17 protein-coding genes are annotated in these 13,809 nt (G+C 69.3%); 2 read left to right on the top strand and 15 right to left on the bottom strand.

Going from position 1 to position 13,809, the window contains the following annotated elements; genetic code table 11:
- Positions 1-28 precede the first annotated feature (28 nt).
- The 4 genes from VIL67_RS00940 to VIL67_RS00925 form a co-directional block, all read right to left on the bottom strand.
- Complete coding sequence (locus VIL67_RS00940; protein ID WP_332046967.1) at positions 29-424, bottom strand: DUF983 domain-containing protein; 396 nt, start codon at positions 422-424, stop codon at positions 29-31.
- A gap of 62 nt (positions 425-486) precedes the next feature.
- Positions 487-708: a hypothetical protein gene (locus tag VIL67_RS00935; protein ID WP_332046966.1), complete on the bottom strand. Its 222-nt coding sequence runs from the start codon at positions 706-708 to the stop codon at positions 487-489.
- 55 nt (positions 709-763) lie between these two features.
- Positions 764-901, bottom strand: a complete 138-nt coding sequence (locus tag VIL67_RS00930; protein ID WP_332046965.1) for an entericidin A/B family lipoprotein — start codon at positions 899-901, stop codon at positions 764-766.
- A gap of 55 nt (positions 902-956) precedes the next feature.
- The gene (locus VIL67_RS00925; RefSeq protein ID WP_332046964.1) at positions 957-1,415 is read right to left on the bottom strand and encodes a Mut7-C RNAse domain-containing protein; all 459 of its coding nucleotides are present in this window, start codon (positions 1,413-1,415) and stop codon (positions 957-959) included.
- Positions 1,416-1,621: 206 nt separating this feature from the next.
- On the opposite strand from VIL67_RS00925, the gene VIL67_RS00920 reads away from it, so the two are divergent.
- Complete coding sequence (locus VIL67_RS00920) at positions 1,622-1,825, top strand: hypothetical protein (RefSeq protein WP_332046963.1); 204 nt, start codon at positions 1,622-1,624, stop codon at positions 1,823-1,825.
- 126 nt (positions 1,826-1,951) lie between these two features.
- Here the strand turns inward: VIL67_RS00920 and lepA are convergent, their stop codons facing one another.
- Positions 1,952-3,757: a translation elongation factor 4 gene (gene lepA / locus VIL67_RS00915; RefSeq protein ID WP_332046962.1), complete on the bottom strand. Its 1,806-nt coding sequence runs from the start codon at positions 3,755-3,757 to the stop codon at positions 1,952-1,954.
- A 163-nt stretch (positions 3,758-3,920) separates the two neighbouring features.
- Here lepA and VIL67_RS00910 point away from each other — a divergent pair, with 163 nt between their 5' ends.
- Positions 3,921-4,601 carry a DUF1134 domain-containing protein gene (locus VIL67_RS00910; protein WP_332046961.1) on the top strand — a complete coding sequence of 227 codons (681 nt, stop codon included), beginning with the start codon at positions 3,921-3,923 and terminating at the stop codon, positions 4,599-4,601.
- 16 nt (positions 4,602-4,617) lie between these two features.
- On the opposite strand, the gene VIL67_RS00905 is transcribed toward VIL67_RS00910, so the two are convergent.
- The 10 genes from VIL67_RS00905 to infC all read right to left on the bottom strand — a co-directional run.
- Complete coding sequence (locus VIL67_RS00905; RefSeq protein ID WP_332046960.1) at positions 4,618-5,010, bottom strand: acyl-CoA thioesterase; 393 nt, start codon at positions 5,008-5,010, stop codon at positions 4,618-4,620.
- 82 nt (positions 5,011-5,092) lie between these two features.
- Positions 5,093-5,599: a hypothetical protein gene (locus tag VIL67_RS00900; RefSeq protein WP_332046959.1), complete on the bottom strand. Its 507-nt coding sequence runs from the start codon at positions 5,597-5,599 to the stop codon at positions 5,093-5,095.
- Positions 5,600-5,670: 71 nt separating this feature from the next.
- Entirely contained in the window at positions 5,671-8,094 is a 2,424-nt protein-coding gene (gene pheT / locus VIL67_RS00895; protein WP_332046958.1) for a phenylalanine--tRNA ligase subunit beta, read from the bottom strand.
- A 19-nt stretch (positions 8,095-8,113) separates the two neighbouring features.
- Positions 8,114-9,226, bottom strand: a complete 1,113-nt coding sequence (gene pheS, locus VIL67_RS00890; protein ID WP_332046957.1) for a phenylalanine--tRNA ligase subunit alpha — start codon at positions 9,224-9,226, stop codon at positions 8,114-8,116.
- A 125-nt stretch (positions 9,227-9,351) separates the two neighbouring features.
- The gene (gene rplT / locus VIL67_RS00885; RefSeq protein ID WP_332046956.1) at positions 9,352-9,708 is read right to left on the bottom strand and encodes a 50S ribosomal protein L20; all 357 of its coding nucleotides are present in this window, start codon (positions 9,706-9,708) and stop codon (positions 9,352-9,354) included.
- A gap of 14 nt (positions 9,709-9,722) precedes the next feature.
- Entirely contained in the window at positions 9,723-9,923 is a 201-nt protein-coding gene (rpmI, locus tag VIL67_RS00880) for a 50S ribosomal protein L35 (protein ID WP_332046955.1), read from the bottom strand.
- 128 nt (positions 9,924-10,051) lie between these two features.
- Positions 10,052-11,245: an MFS transporter gene (locus VIL67_RS00875; protein WP_332046954.1), complete on the bottom strand. Its 1,194-nt coding sequence runs from the start codon at positions 11,243-11,245 to the stop codon at positions 10,052-10,054.
- The gene (locus tag VIL67_RS00870) at positions 11,242-12,471 is read right to left on the bottom strand and encodes an MFS transporter (RefSeq protein WP_414696153.1); all 1,230 of its coding nucleotides are present in this window, start codon (positions 12,469-12,471) and stop codon (positions 11,242-11,244) included. The genes VIL67_RS00875 and VIL67_RS00870 overlap by 4 nt, the downstream gene beginning before the upstream one ends.
- Positions 12,472-12,569: 98 nt before the next feature.
- Complete coding sequence (gene bla / locus VIL67_RS00865) at positions 12,570-13,391, bottom strand: subclass B3 metallo-beta-lactamase (RefSeq protein ID WP_332046952.1); 822 nt, start codon at positions 13,389-13,391, stop codon at positions 12,570-12,572.
- A 56-nt stretch (positions 13,392-13,447) separates the two neighbouring features.
- On the bottom strand, positions 13,448-13,809 hold a 362-nt coding region (gene infC / locus VIL67_RS00860), incomplete at its 5' end, for a translation initiation factor IF-3 (protein WP_332046951.1).

Below are 13,809 nucleotides of genomic sequence, written 5' to 3'. Positions count from 1 at the left end.
TACGGGATCAGGCGGGGAGCGCCAATCGTCAGTCGGCGACGTCGGCCGTATGCAGGCGTGCTTCGCGGTCGGTGACCCCGATCGCATACATCAGGCCAATCCATCCGCCCTTGATGCGCGGCAGGGCCATGAGGGTGATCACCGAGAGGCTGCCCAGCAGGATGGGCAGCGACAGATAGGCGGGGCTTTCCCAGACGATCGGGAAGAAGAACAGCGGCGCGACGATCAGGTGGCCGACCAGCAGGATGGTCAGGTAGGCCGGGCCATCGTCGGCGGGATAGCGCTGAAGGTCGAGGTCGCAGACCTCGCAGCGCTCGGCGACCTTCAGGTACTTGCGGAACAGGGCGCCCTTGCCGCAGGCCGGGCAACGATGCTTCAGGCCGCGCGAGACGGACGGGCCGACGGGGTGACGGATTTCGGTCATGCGTCGTCCATATGGCCCGCCCAGCCCTCCGGCGAAAGAGCGCCTCGCCGAACCGCGGCCCGCTATGGGTGCGAGCGCTGTTGCTCGATCGGGGTGGGCGCTCCGGTGGCGTCGGCGTCGTTGGCCGCGTCGCCTTCCTCGGAGTTCTCCGCATCCTGCCGCAGGATGTGCGGATCCTCGCCTGAGATGGTCGTGCCGCGGGACGCGCCGATGCCGGGGTCGTCCTGAAGGTCGTCGCGCGGCGGCTGGACCTCGCCGGGACCGGGATGCTTGGACGTGCTCATGGGACCTCCTTGCTGGGTCCCGGTCAACGGCGCGGCAGGCGCCGTCGTTCCTACTCTAGCGCTTCGCGTCCTCGGCCGTGCTCGCCACGGCCGCGCCGGCCGCTTCCAGGTCGCGCCCGAGGCCGCTCATGGTGTTGCAGCCGGCCACCCACAGGGCCGAAAGGGCCGCGCCCAGAACGATCAGCTTCCGCATCCGGTCTTCCCCACCCGATTGTGGGCGAGCCATTTCGGGCGCCGTCACCAAATCGTCAAGCTTCCGGCGCGGAGAGGCCGGTCAGGCGGGCCGCCATGCGCCGCACATGGCTGCCCGGCCAATAGAGGCGCCCGCACGCCGGGCAGGCGTGGAACGGCCCCGGCAAGGCCCGGGCCTGCACGGGCATGCGGTCGATCTCGTCGTGGGTGGCGGGCCGGAGCCGCGCGTTGTCCATGACGCACCGGGTGAACGGGGCGAAGTCCCAGTTCAGCGGCACGGCGGCGGAAAGGCTTTGGGCCTCCTGTTCAACGCCATGGCCGGAAATCAGCAGCGAATCAGGCGCCGCGGCGGCGGCCAGCGCCTTGTCGCGGGTCAGAACCAGCCGGCCTTCTTCGCGCGCGATGTGCAGCAGGGCGAAGTCCTTCTCGCCACCGCTCGCCAGGTAAGTGTCGTACCCTGCTGCGCGCAGTAGCCGCGCCAGCCGCACCAGCATTTCATCGCACAGGAAGCGCATGGCCCCGGGCCAATGTGCCTCGCCGGCGCTTGTTCCGTCGCCTGCGCTCAGCCGCGCGGCGTTCAGCTCCCCGGTAAGCGTCGCGCCGACGAAGGATCGCGATTCAGATAACGCTGCATTGCAACAACATCTTCATTGAAGAGTTTTTGCAGGTGCGAAGGGGCTGGGCTATAGGCCCGCACACTGTTCAGGAGTTCTAGTCCGTCATGCTCGAGGTCTCGATGCGCACCTTCCCCGGCCTGTTCGTGGGCCGCCGGACCGTGGTGGAGGCCCAGGACGGCGTCGCCGACGGGGCGACCGCCAAGTTCGTCTGCGGGGCTTGCGACGACGTGATCTTCACCGCGCAGGACCGTTCGGTGCTGTCCGATCTGGTCGTGAAGTGCCGCTGCGGCGAGTTCAACCAGATCTGATCAGGGCCTCCTTTCCCACGCTCTGGGAGAGGGCGACCATCCGCCGAAGAGCCGATGGTGGAGCGGGCAAGCGCCAGGCCGGAATGGCGGACGGCCCCGGCTCTCCCGGGCAAGCGCCCGTAGGCCTCAGTCCGCGTCCATCTTCAGGGCGGCGATGAAGGCTTCCTGCGGGATCTCCACCTTGCCGAACTGGCGCATGCGCTTCTTGCCCTCCTTCTGCTTGTCGAGGAGCTTGCGCTTGCGGCTGATGTCGCCGCCGTAGCACTTGGCGGTCACGTCCTTGCGGAGCGCCCGCACGGTCTCGCGCGCGATGATCCGTCCCCCGATCGCGGCCTGGATCGGGATCTGGAACATGTGCTGCGGGATGAGTTCCTTCATCTTCTCGACCATGCCGCGGCCGCGCTGCTCGGCGCGGTCGCGATGGACCAGCATGGACAGGGCGTCCACCGGCTCGGCGTTCACCAGGATCGACATCTTCACCAGATCGCCGACCCGGTAGCCTTCGATCTGGTAGTCGAAGGAGGCGTACCCCTTCGAGATCGACTTCAGCCGGTCATAGAAGTCGAACACCACCTCGTTCAGCGGCAGGTCGTAGACCACCATGGCCCGGGAGCCGACGTACGAGAGTTCGCGCTGCTCGCCGCGGCGGTCCTGGCACAGCTTGATGATCGAGCCCAGATACTCGTCGGGCGTGAAGATGGTCGCCTTGATCCAGGGTTCGGCGATGGTGTCGATCTTCACCGGGTCGGGCAGGTCGGCCGGGTTGTGCAGCTCGATCTCGTCGCCGTTCGTCATCCGGACGCGGTAGACCACCGACGGCGCCGTCGCGATCAGGTCGAGGTCGAACTCGCGGCTCAGGCGCTCCTGGATGATCTCCAGGTGCAGCAGGCCCAGGAACCCGCAGCGGAACCCGAAGCCGAGCGCGGCGCTGGTCTCCATCTCGTAGGTGAACGAGGCGTCGTTCAGACGCAGGCGGCCGATGGCGGCGCGCAGGTCCTCGAAGTCGGCGGCGTCCACGGGGAACAGGCCGCAGAACACCACCGGCTGCACCTCGCGGAAGCCGGTCAGCGGGGCCTCGGTGGGTTTGCGCTCGTCGGTGATCGTGTCGCCGACGGCGGCGTGAGCGACCTCCTTGATCGAGCCGGTGATGAAGCCGACCTCGCCAGGACCCAGCTCGGCGACTTCCGTCTGCTTGGGCCGGAACACGCCGATGCGATCGATCTGATGCTGGGCGCCGGTCTGCATCATCTTGACCTTCTGGCCCACCTTCAGGACGCCGTCGAAGACGCGGACCAGGACGACGACGCCCAGGTACTGGTCGTACCAGGCGTCGACCAGCAGGGCCTTCAGCGGCGCGTCCCTGTCGCCTTTGGGCGGGGGCAGGCGCTTCACGATGGCTTCCAGCACGTCGTGGATGCCGACACCCGACTTAGCCGAGCATTCGACCGCGTCGGACGCGTCGAGGCCGATGACGTCCTCGATCTGCTGGCGCACCCGATCCGGCTCGGCGGCCGGCAGGTCGATCTTGTTCAGGACCGGCACGATCTCGTGGTTGTTGTCGATGGCCTGGTAGACGTTGGCCAGCGTCTGGGCTTCCACGCCCTGGGACGCGTCGACCACAAGGATCGACCCCTCGCACGCCGCCAGCGACCGGCTGACCTCATAGGCGAAGTCGACGTGGCCAGGCGTGTCCATGAGGTTGAGGATGTAGGTCTCGCCGTCGTCGGCGTGGTAGTGCAGGCGCACGGTCTGAGCCTTGATGGTGATCCCCCGCTCGCGCTCGATGTCCATGTTGTCGAGCACCTGCTCGGACATCTCGCGGGCGGTCAGCGCGCCGGTTTCCTGGATCAGGCGGTCGGACAGCGTCGACTTGCCGTGGTCGATGTGCGCGACGATGGAGAAGTTGCGGATCTTGTCGAGCGGGGTAGCCATGGCGCGTGCGTCTATCACATTCGCGCGCGCAGCATAGGGACGCGCCGCTTACGAGACGCGGCGTCGCGTCACGGCGTGCGTGGTTAATCCCCCGTTAAACTGAGCACCGCAATGACTGGCCCTGGGCGGGAGCTGGTTCGACACCTGAAGGAGAGACGCGCCCATGGATCGCCGCACCCTTGTTCTGTCCGGCCTCGTCAGCCTCGGCGCGACCGCCGTGGCGCGGGCCCAGTCTACCGAAGTCCGCGAACTGCCGCCGGTGCGCTCGGCTGATGACCCGGCGCCGCCGCGCGCCGAGGCTCCGCCCCCGCCCAATTCGACGCCGAGCTACCCGGCCCAGGATCCGGCTGCCGCGTCGGACAAGACCTACACGCGCGACGAGATGGTGCAGAACGTCTCCGACTTCATGGGCGTGACGGCCGAGACCGCCGGCGCGGCGGTGGAAAAGATCTTCGCCAAGAACGGCCGGCCGACCGCCTACATTGCGGGCGAGGAAGGCTCCGGCGCCCTGGTTATCGGCGCCCGCTACGGCCGCGGCCTGCTCTACATGAAGGGCCGCGAGCCGGTGGAAGTCTTCTGGCAGGGGCCGTCGGCCGGCTGGGACTTCGGCGGCAACGCCAGCCGGGTGTTCACACTCTGCTATGACCTGGAGAACCCCGAGACCCTGTTCCAGCGCTTCCCCGGCGTGGAGGGCTCCGCCTATTTTGTGGGCGGCCTGGGGGTGAATTTCCAGAAGGCGGCCGGCGTCACCCTGGCGCCGATCCGCGCCGGCGTCGGTGTGCGTCTCGGCGCCAACGTCGGCTACCTCAGCTACTCCAAGAAGCGCCAGATCCTGCCGTTCTAAGGTGCGAGCGCGGGCGTCAGCCCGCGTCCAGCTTGCGTGGGTGCCCGCTCTCGTCCAGCGCGACGTAGGTGAAGAAGCCCTCGGTGACCTTCTTCGCCTTGTCCGACGTGCGATCGCGGGCCCAGGTCTCGATGCGAACCTTGATCGAGGTTTCGCCTTGCTCGGCGACGGAGCACCAGCAACTCACCTCATCGCCGACGTTGACGGGCCGAAGGAACTTCATCGCGTCGATGGCCACGGTGGCCACCCCGCCGCGCGCCCGCGCCGCGGCGAAGATCCCGCCCGCCAGGTCCATCTGCGACAGCGTCCAGCCGCCGAAGATGTGGCCGCTGGGATTGGTGTCCCGGGGCATCGCGACCAGCCGCATGTGCGGCCCGCCTTCCGGCTCGACCTCGCTCTCGTCGCTCATCTCGCATCTCCCATCCGCACCGAAGCACCGGCGTCGCCGCCCGGTTCCACTTGGGCCTCGGATGGCTCCGCCAATAGGCTGTTCAGGCGGCGGCGTAGTCTGACCGGGGCACCGCCACGATCGCGCCGCCCTGCGGGAAGACTTCGGGATGCAATGTGCGGGAATAGACCCGGCCGCTGGGCGCGAAGGCGTGGCTGGCGCGGCCGTCGCTATCCGTGATCGTCACCACCCCGTTCCACGTGGCCGCCAGCGCGCTGAAGACCTTGCGGTTCTCAGGCGTGTTCCAGGCGTGACGGCGTCCCGGCAAGGACACCACCTGCACCGCCACGGGCCACCGGCCGCGCTCGCCCGCGGCAAGCAGGAAGCCGCAGTCGGGCGGGAACAGCTGCTGCGGCGCCTCTCCGTGTCGCCAGAGGCAGTGGAAGGTCTGGCAGGAGGGCGGGTGTTCGCCCCAGATCCCGCAACCGCGAGAGCCGCCGAGCAGGTGGCTGCAGGGCGCACCCGCCGCCTTCGGCAGCTCTCGGACCGCCATGACGGTGCAGCAGGCGTCGCAGCCCTCGCAGGTGCGGGCGGCAGAGGAATCGGACATCGCCTGAGGCTTGCGGGCCCCAGCGGGCCAGCGCAAGGCGGCGCAGGGCCGCGCCTGCGCCGTGCGCTGGCCTACGACCGCAGCTTTGCGCCCACGGCCTTTTCCGCGACCGCGACGATCCGGCCCGACAGCGCCTCGATCTCGGCGTCGGTGAGCGTCTTCTCCCGCGGCTGGAGGGTGACCTCCAGGGCGACCGACTTCTGCCCGTCGGGCACGCCCTTGCCCTGGTAGACGTCGAAGATCCGCACGTCCGCGATCAGCGCCTTGTCCACCCCGGCGATTGGACGGATCAGGTCGCCGGCCGGAACAGCTTCGTCTACCAGGAAGGCGAAATCACGCCGCAGGGGCATCAGCGTCGAGAGCTCGAGCGCGGCCCGCGTCTTGATGGCCTTCTTCTTCGGCTCCGGCAGGGCCTCGAGGTTCAGCTCGAACGCCAGCATCGGCCCCTCGGCGTCGAGCGCCTTGAGGATCCGCGGGTGCAGTTCGCCGAACTCGGCCACCACGTTCTTCGGTCCCAGCTGCAGGCGCGCCGAGCGCCCGGGGTGCCACCAAGGCGAGTTGGCGCCTTGCACCGTCTGCAGCCCAGGCGCGCCCAACTCCTCCAGCAGGAAGGCAAGGTCGGCCTTCAGCTGGAACAGGGCGTCGGCCTTCTGGCCGTCCCAGCGGCGTGGGGTGTGCGGGGCGAGCAGGGCCGCCACGGCCGTCCACTGGTCGCCGGGCTCGTCGCCGCGGAAATTCGGGCCCACCTCGAAGAGGGCGGCGTCGGCGAAGCCCTTGCGGGCGTTGCGGGCGGCCGCATCGATCAGGTTCGGCAGCACCGAGGGGCGCATGCAGGCCAGGTCTGCGGCGATGGGATTGGCCAGCACCAGCTCAGGCTGGCCGCCGCCGAACAGCTGCGCCCAGTCGGTGCGGATGAAGCTCCAGGTGAGCGCCTCCGCATAGCCCCGCGCCGCCATCGCCCGCCGGGCGGTGCGCATGCGCGCCTGGCGCACGGTCAGCGCGCCGCCGGCCGACGGCGGAACCTCGGGCAACGGCTCCAGGGGCAGGCGGTCATAGCCCTCGATCCGCGCGACCTCCTCCACCAGGTCAGCCTTGCCCTCCACGTCGCGGCGCCAGGACGGGGGCTGGACCATGTCGCCCGACAGCTGGAAGCCCAGCTTCTCGAGGATCTCATCCGTCCGCTGGCGCGGCAGGTCGAGGCCGGACAACTGCTTCACATAGCTGCGGTCGAAGGCGAAGGCCGCAGGCGGCGCGGGCGCCTGCCCGGCCACCCGGACCTCGGACGGTTCGCCGCCGCACAGCTCAAGGATCATGCGCGTGGCCAGCTCCAGCCCCGGCACGACGCTCTCAGGGTCCACGCCGCGCGCGAAGCGATACTGGGCGTCGGAGGTGATGCCGGTGGCCCGCCCAGTCTGGGCGGTGCGGATCGGGTCGAACCAGGCGCACTCCACGAAGACGTCGACCGTGGCTTCGGAACAGCCGGTGGACTCACCCCCCATCACCCCGCCGATGCCGATCGGGCGCTGGCCGTCCGCATCGGCGATGACGCTCATCTCGGGCGTCAGGTCGTAGGTCTTGCCGTCGAGCGCGATCAGCTGCTCGTCCTTGTGGGCGTGCGGGCTGGGCGTAGCTTCGTCCGACGGTTCCGCCGGGGCCTTGCCCAGACGCGCCTCAATGACGTCGCCCACCATCAGAGCGCGGTCGTAGACGTGCAGCGGCCGGGCGCGGTCGTAGGAGATGTAGTTGGTGATATCGACCAGGGCATTGATGGGCCGCAGGCCCACCGACGTGAGCCGCTGCTGCAGCCAGGCGGGCGAGGGGCCGTTCTTCACGCCGCGGATCAGCCGTCCGGCGAACACGGGGCAGGCGTCGCCATCGACGCGGATCTCCACCGGGCAGGGGAACTTGCCGGGCACGGGCTCAAGCGGATCCGGCTTCAGCGTACCCAGGCCAGCGGCCGCCAGGTCGCGAGCGATGCCGCGCACGCCCAGCCAGTCAGGCCGGTTGGGCGTCACCTCGAAGTCGATCACCGCTTCCAGCCCGAACGCCTCCACGGCCGAAGCGCCCACGGGCAGCTCGTCCGGCAGCTCCACGATGCCGTTGGACTCCTCCGAGACCTCCAGCTCCTTGGCCGAGCAGAGCATGCCGTTGGAGACCACGCCGCGTACCGGCCGCGGCTCCAGGGTGATGCCCGAGCCGGGCACATAGGCGCCGATGGGGGCGTAGATCGTGGTGAGGCCCGGCCGCGCGTTGGGCGCGCCGCAGACGATCTCCAGCCGGCCATCCTTGGTGTCGACCTGGCAGACCCTGAGCTTGTCGGCGTTCGGGTGCTGCACGGCCTCCACGATCTTGGCGACCGTGAACTTGGCGAGCTTGGCGGCCGGGTTCTCGACGCCTTCAACCTCGAGACCCGCCATGGTCATGGCCTCGACCACCTCCTCGACGGTGGCGGTCGTGTCCAGGTGCTCCTTGAGCCAGCAGAGGGTGAACTTCATCGCGTGATCCTCTCGAAGCTCAGCTCAGGCCGGTCGCGGGATTGGGCGCCTGGAAGGCCGAGAAGCCCCAGTGCTCCAGCCAGCGCACGTCGGACGCGAACATGTCGCGCAGATCCGGCATGCCGTACTTCAGCGCGCCCAGGCGATCGATGCCGAGGCCGAAGGCGAAACCCTGCCATTCGTCTGGATCGAGGCCGCAGTTGGCCAGCACCTTGGGGTGGACCATGCCGCCGCCCAGGATCTCCAGCCAGTCGGAGCCCTCGCCGATCTTGATCGAGCCGCCGGAGCGGTCGCATTGCACGTCCATCTCGCAGCTGGGCTCGGTGAACGGGAAGTGGTGCGGCCGGAAGCGGGTGACCACGGCGTCCGTTTCGAAGAACCGCCGCGTGAAGGCGTCCAGCGTCCACTTCAGGTGGCCCATGTGGATATTCCGGTCGATGACCAGGCCTTCCATCTGGTGGAACATGGGCGTGTGGGTGGCGTCGCTGTCGGAGCGATAGACCCGGCCCGGCACGATCACCCGGATCGGCGGCGCCTGGCCCTGCGCGATCCAGCCGGGCAGCTTCTTGTTCTGGCCCTGCTGCATGACCCGGACCTGCACGGGGCTGGTGTGGGTGCGAAGCAGCTTGCGCTCTCCGGCCTCGTTCTGCGGCAGCCAGAAGGTGTCGTGCATCTCCCGCGCCGGGTGCTTGGGCGGGAAATTCAGGGCCGTGAAGTTGTGGAAGTCGTCCTCGATGTCGGGGCCCTCCGCCAGGCCGAAGCCCATGTCGGCGAAGATGGCGATCATCTCGTCCAGCACCTGCATGGTGGGATGGACGCGGCCGCGCCGCTCGGGCGGCGGGGGCAGGGTCAGGTCCACCCGCTCGGCGGCCAGGCGGGCCTCCAGCTCGGCGGCCTCCAGCTCGGCCTTGCGCGCAGCGATGGCGGCAGTGATCCGGTCGCGCAGGCCGTTGATCAGCGGGCCGCGCTCCCGGCGTTCGTCGGGGCTGAGCTGGCCCATCGTCTTGAGAAGCTCGGAGACGGAGCCGGACTTGCCGAGGGCGGAGACGCGAACGGTCTCCAGGGCGGCCACGTCGCCGGCGGCGGCGACGGCGGCCGTGAGGTCGGCTTCCAGTTGGGAAAGGTCGGTCATGACGGCGGTTGCTCTAGAGGAGGATTGGGCGGCTGGGAACCTCCCGGAGAGCGCGCAGCAAAAAGCCCTCCGGCGGTTCGGCCGGAGGGCTTCTCGAAGCTTTTGGATCCTGGGATCCGGGAGCCTTAAGCCAGCGCGGCGCGAACCTTGTCGGCGATGGCCTTGAACCCGGTGGGATCGTTACCCGCGATGTCCGCGAGGACCTTCCGGTCCATCTCGATCCCGGCCTGGTCCAGGCCGTGGATAAACTGCGAGTAGGTAAAGCCCTCGAGCCGGGCCGCGGCGTTGATCCGCTGGATCCACAGCGAACGGAAGTTGCGCTTGCGGACCTTGCGGTCGCGGTAGGCGTACTGGCCGGCCTTGTCCACCGCGGCCTTGGCGGCGCGGATGGTGTTCTTGCGGCGGCCGTAGAAGCCCTTGGCCTGCTCCAGGACCTTCTTGTGCTTGGCGTGGGCGGTGACGCCCCTCTTCACGCGAGCCATCTGTCAGATCTCCCTTAGAGGCCGTACGGCAGGAACTTCTTGATGATCTGAGCGTCGGCTTCGCTCATCACCTTGGTCCCGCGGTTCTGACGGATGTACTTGGCGTTGTGGCTGATCAGGCGGTGGCGCTTGCCGGCGACGCCGGCCTTGAGCTTACCCGTCGCCGTCAGCTTGAAGCGCTTCTTCGCGCCCGACTTCGTCTTCAGTTTCGGCATTTCACGTCGGGGCCGCGAAGCCCCGTCCTTCTGGTCGTGTTTATGAACCGCCATGGCATGCCTTTGGCCAGGCGGCTCCGAAGGGGCGGGCTAATACGCGAAAGAGGCGCCTGGCGCAAGGCGCGCGCTCAGGCAGGCAGGGGCGCGCGGGCCTTCACTTGCACGGCGAACCAGATGGCGGGCAGGATCAGCAGGGCGGCGACGGCGAAGGGGGAGCCGGGGCTCACCAGGCTGAACAGCTGGCCCGCCAGCACCGGCCCGCCGATGCGCGCCAGGGCCATGCCGCTCATGTTCAGGCCCAGCATCTCGCCCTGGCGGTCCGGCGGGGCGGCCTGGGAGATCAGGCCGGTGAGGTTCGGGAAGCAGAGCGACTGGCCGACGCAGACGAAGGCGAACCCCACCATCGCCACGTGCCAGGTCGGCGACAGCCACTGGGTGGTCAGGCCGATCCCCATCAGCACCAAGCCGCCGGTCAGGGTGTTGGGCTCGCCGTAGCGGCGGGCGAGCCGGCCTGACAGCCAGCCCTGGCACACCGCGCCCAGCAGGCCGATGCCCATGAAGGCCAAGCCGATCTGACGCGGGCCCCAGCCGAAGCGCGCCTCGGTCCACAGGCCGTAGGTCGCCTCGATGCCGGCGAAGCCCACCACCGTGATGAAGCTGATCACCACCATGCGGCTGATCACCGGGTGGGCCATGGCTTCGGTGAGGCCGGCGCGGCGCCGGTGCGGCGGCGCAGGCGGCACGTCGGGCCGGTGCTCGCGCACGAAGGCCACTACCGCCACGGCCGAGGCGAGCGCGAAGCCGGCCGCGACCAGCAGCGGCAGCTGGAAGCCCAGGGGGCCGCGCCCCGGCTGGGCCAGCAGGCCGCCGATGGCCGGGCCACAGATGAAGCCGGCGCTGAACGCGGCGCTCATGATTCCCATCCGCCCGGCGCGGCGTTCGGGCGGGGTGATGTCGGCCATCGCCCCCTGCAGGGTCGAGATGTTGCCGGCGAAGATCCCCGTCACGAAGCGGATCACGAAGGCGGCCCAGATGTTCGGCGCGAACGCCAGGGCGGCGTAGCTCGCCGCCACCGCGGTGATCGTCACGATCAGCACCGGCCGCCGGCCGACCCGGTCCGACAGCCGGCCCCAGAACGGCTCTCCCAGGAACTGGCCCACCGAGAAGGCCGAGAACATCAGGGTGACCTGCCAGGCCGGCGCGTCGAACGCCTGGGCGAAGAAGGGCAACAAGGGAATGACCAGGCCGAAGCCGGCGATCATCAGGAAGATCACCGACAGCAGGACGGCGAGCGCCCGCCGCTCGTCGGCGGGCGTGCTCACCGCGCCGCTCCGCCGCGCTGGCGGCGGGCGATCTCGCCGGCGGCGAGCGCCAGCCAGATGGCCGGCGCGACGGCCAGGGCCCCCTGCAGGAACGGCGCGTGGATGGTCAGGCCGGCGAACGACAGTCCGGCGCAGAAGGGGCCGATCACCCGCGCCAGCGCGCTCATGGCGTTGTTGAGGCCAAGGACCTGGCCCTGGCGGTGCGGGTCCGCGGCTTCCGAGATCATGGCGCTGACGTTCGGCCAGGCCACGGATTGGCCGACGGCGCTCAGCGACATCAGGACGATGGTGGCCGGCCCTACGGGGACGAGCGGCTGCAGGGCCAGGCAGATCATCGTCACGGCCATGCCGAAGGCCAGCATCCGGCCCTGGCCAAAGCGCTCGGCGAGGGGACCGGCCACCGTCATCTGGGTGAGGGCCGATGCGGCGCCCGCGAAGGCGAAGGCCACCCCCACCTCTCGCGGGCCCCAGCCGTAGCGGGCCTGCGCCCAGAGGCCGAAGATCGACTCCACCCCGGTGAAGGCGAAGCCGACCAGGAAGGTGACCAGCATCAGCTTGCCGATGACGGGGTGGCGGGCCGCCTCGCCCGTGGCCCGCCAGCGGCTGGGCTGGCGGCGGCCCGAGGTGTCGCGCGCCCGGCTCTCGCGGATGAACAGCGCGATGCCCAGCGCACAGCTGGCGAACAGGCCGGCCGAGATGAACAGGGGCAGCTGGAAGCCGAGAGGGCCCGCTTCCGGCCGGGCGAACAGGCCGCCCATGGAGGGCCCGACGATCAGGCCGACGTTCCAGGCCGCGCTCTGGTAGCTCATCGCCCGCGTCCGCCGCTCCGGCGGCGTCACGTCGGCGATATAGCCCTGGATCACCGAGCCGTTCCCCGAGAACAGTCCGCCCAGCAGCCGGATGCCAAAGGCGGCCCAGGCGGTCGGCGCGAACGCCAGCGCCAGGTAGCAGAGGCCGTTGGCCACGATGGTCATGATCAACAGGGGCTTGCGCCCATAGCGGTCGGAGAGCTTTCCCCAGAACGGCTCCCCGAAGAAGGTGCCCACCGAAAAGGCCGAGAAGATCAGCGCGATCTGCCAGGGCGGCGCGTCGAACGACTTGGCATAGAAGGGCAGCAACGGGACCACGATCCCGAAGCCCAGCATGTTCAGGAAGATCAGGGCGATCAGCGACGCGGCCGCGAACCGGGGCGGCTTGGTCGCCTCCCGCGGCGGCGCTGAGGACATATGAACGGTGTTAGGCCGCCGGGACGGCGCCCACAAGGGCCGCTGGGACACAGTCGGCCGGCCCCGCCGCCCGACCGACGAGCTGGAGCGGAAGAGCCTTACCTCGCCGCGGCCTGCTGCTTCTCGAGCGCCGAGCGGAAGCTCTTGTAGGAGGCCTGGTAGTAGGCCTTGCAGCCCGCCGGGTCGACGAAGGCGTCGAGCTTGCCGGCGTCCAAGGCCTTCTTCTTGCGGTCCAGGTCGATGAACCGGGCGTGGCTGGCCAGGAACACCTCGCACGGCGCGTTCAGCCAGAACCGGTGGCTCTTCTCGTAGTCCGCGGCCATGCCCGGATAGGTCTCAGGCGCCACGAGCCGGTAGCCCGGCAGCACGCTCGACGAGCAGTGGACCAGCGCCTGGCGCACCTTGCCGGCCACAGTGACCGGGAAGGTCCATGTGGTGCAGCCCTTGGTGTGGCCCGGCGTGATGTTGGCGGTCAGGGTCACGCCGCCCAGGCTGACCGTCTGCTGGTCCTTCAGGATCACGTCGACTTTGGTCGGCGCGTACTCATAGGCCGGACCCTTGAGGTAGGGGTCGCCCTTGCCGCCCGCCTCGACGATCGGCGCGTCGGCGGCGCTGACGTAGAGCCTCGCCCCGGGCGCCGCTGATTTCAGCTCGGCCAGGCCCGCCGCATGGTCGAAGTGCTGGTGGGTGTTGACCAGCACCTTCACGGCGCTGGGGTCGAACCCCAGCCTGCGGATGTTGGCCACGACCTGCCGGCCGGTCGCCTGGTCGCCGCCGTCGATGACGATCAGGCCCGCCTTGGTGGTCAGCAGGTAGGACGCATAGTCGGCCGCGCCCACGTAGTAGAGGCCTTCGCCGATCTTGAACGGGGCGTAGGGCGCGTTCTCCGGCGTGGCCTGGCTCTGGGCGGCGGCGGGCAAAAAGAAAGCGGCCGCCGTGACGGCGACCGCTCCCCAGAATCCCAAGTGTCCGGCGCTCACCGCGGGGCCAGGATCATGATCATCTGACGGCCCTCCATGCGGGGCTCGTACTCGACCTTGGCGACGGGCTCGAAGTCGGCCTTCACCTTTTGCAGCAGCTTCATGCCGAGTTCCGGGTGGGCCAGTTCGCGGCCACGGAAGCGCAGGGTGACCTTCACCTTGTCGCCTTCCTCGAAGAAGCGGTGCATCGACTTCGCCTTGGTCTCGTAATCGTGCGTGTCGATGTTCGGGCGGAGCTTGATCTCCTTGATCTCCACCACCTTCTGCCGCTTGCGCGCCTCGTTCTTCTTCTTCTGCTCCTGGAACTTGAACTTGCCGTAGTCCAGGATCTTGCAAACGGGCGGATCCGCGTTCGGGA

The sequence above is a fragment of the Phenylobacterium sp. genome (genome assembly GCF_036563385.1).
In the GTDB taxonomy this organism is placed as follows: domain Bacteria; phylum Pseudomonadota; class Alphaproteobacteria; order Caulobacterales; family Caulobacteraceae; genus Phenylobacterium.
Note: the sequence above shows the minus strand (reverse complement) of the source record. Positions and strands in the feature narration are given on the sequence as shown.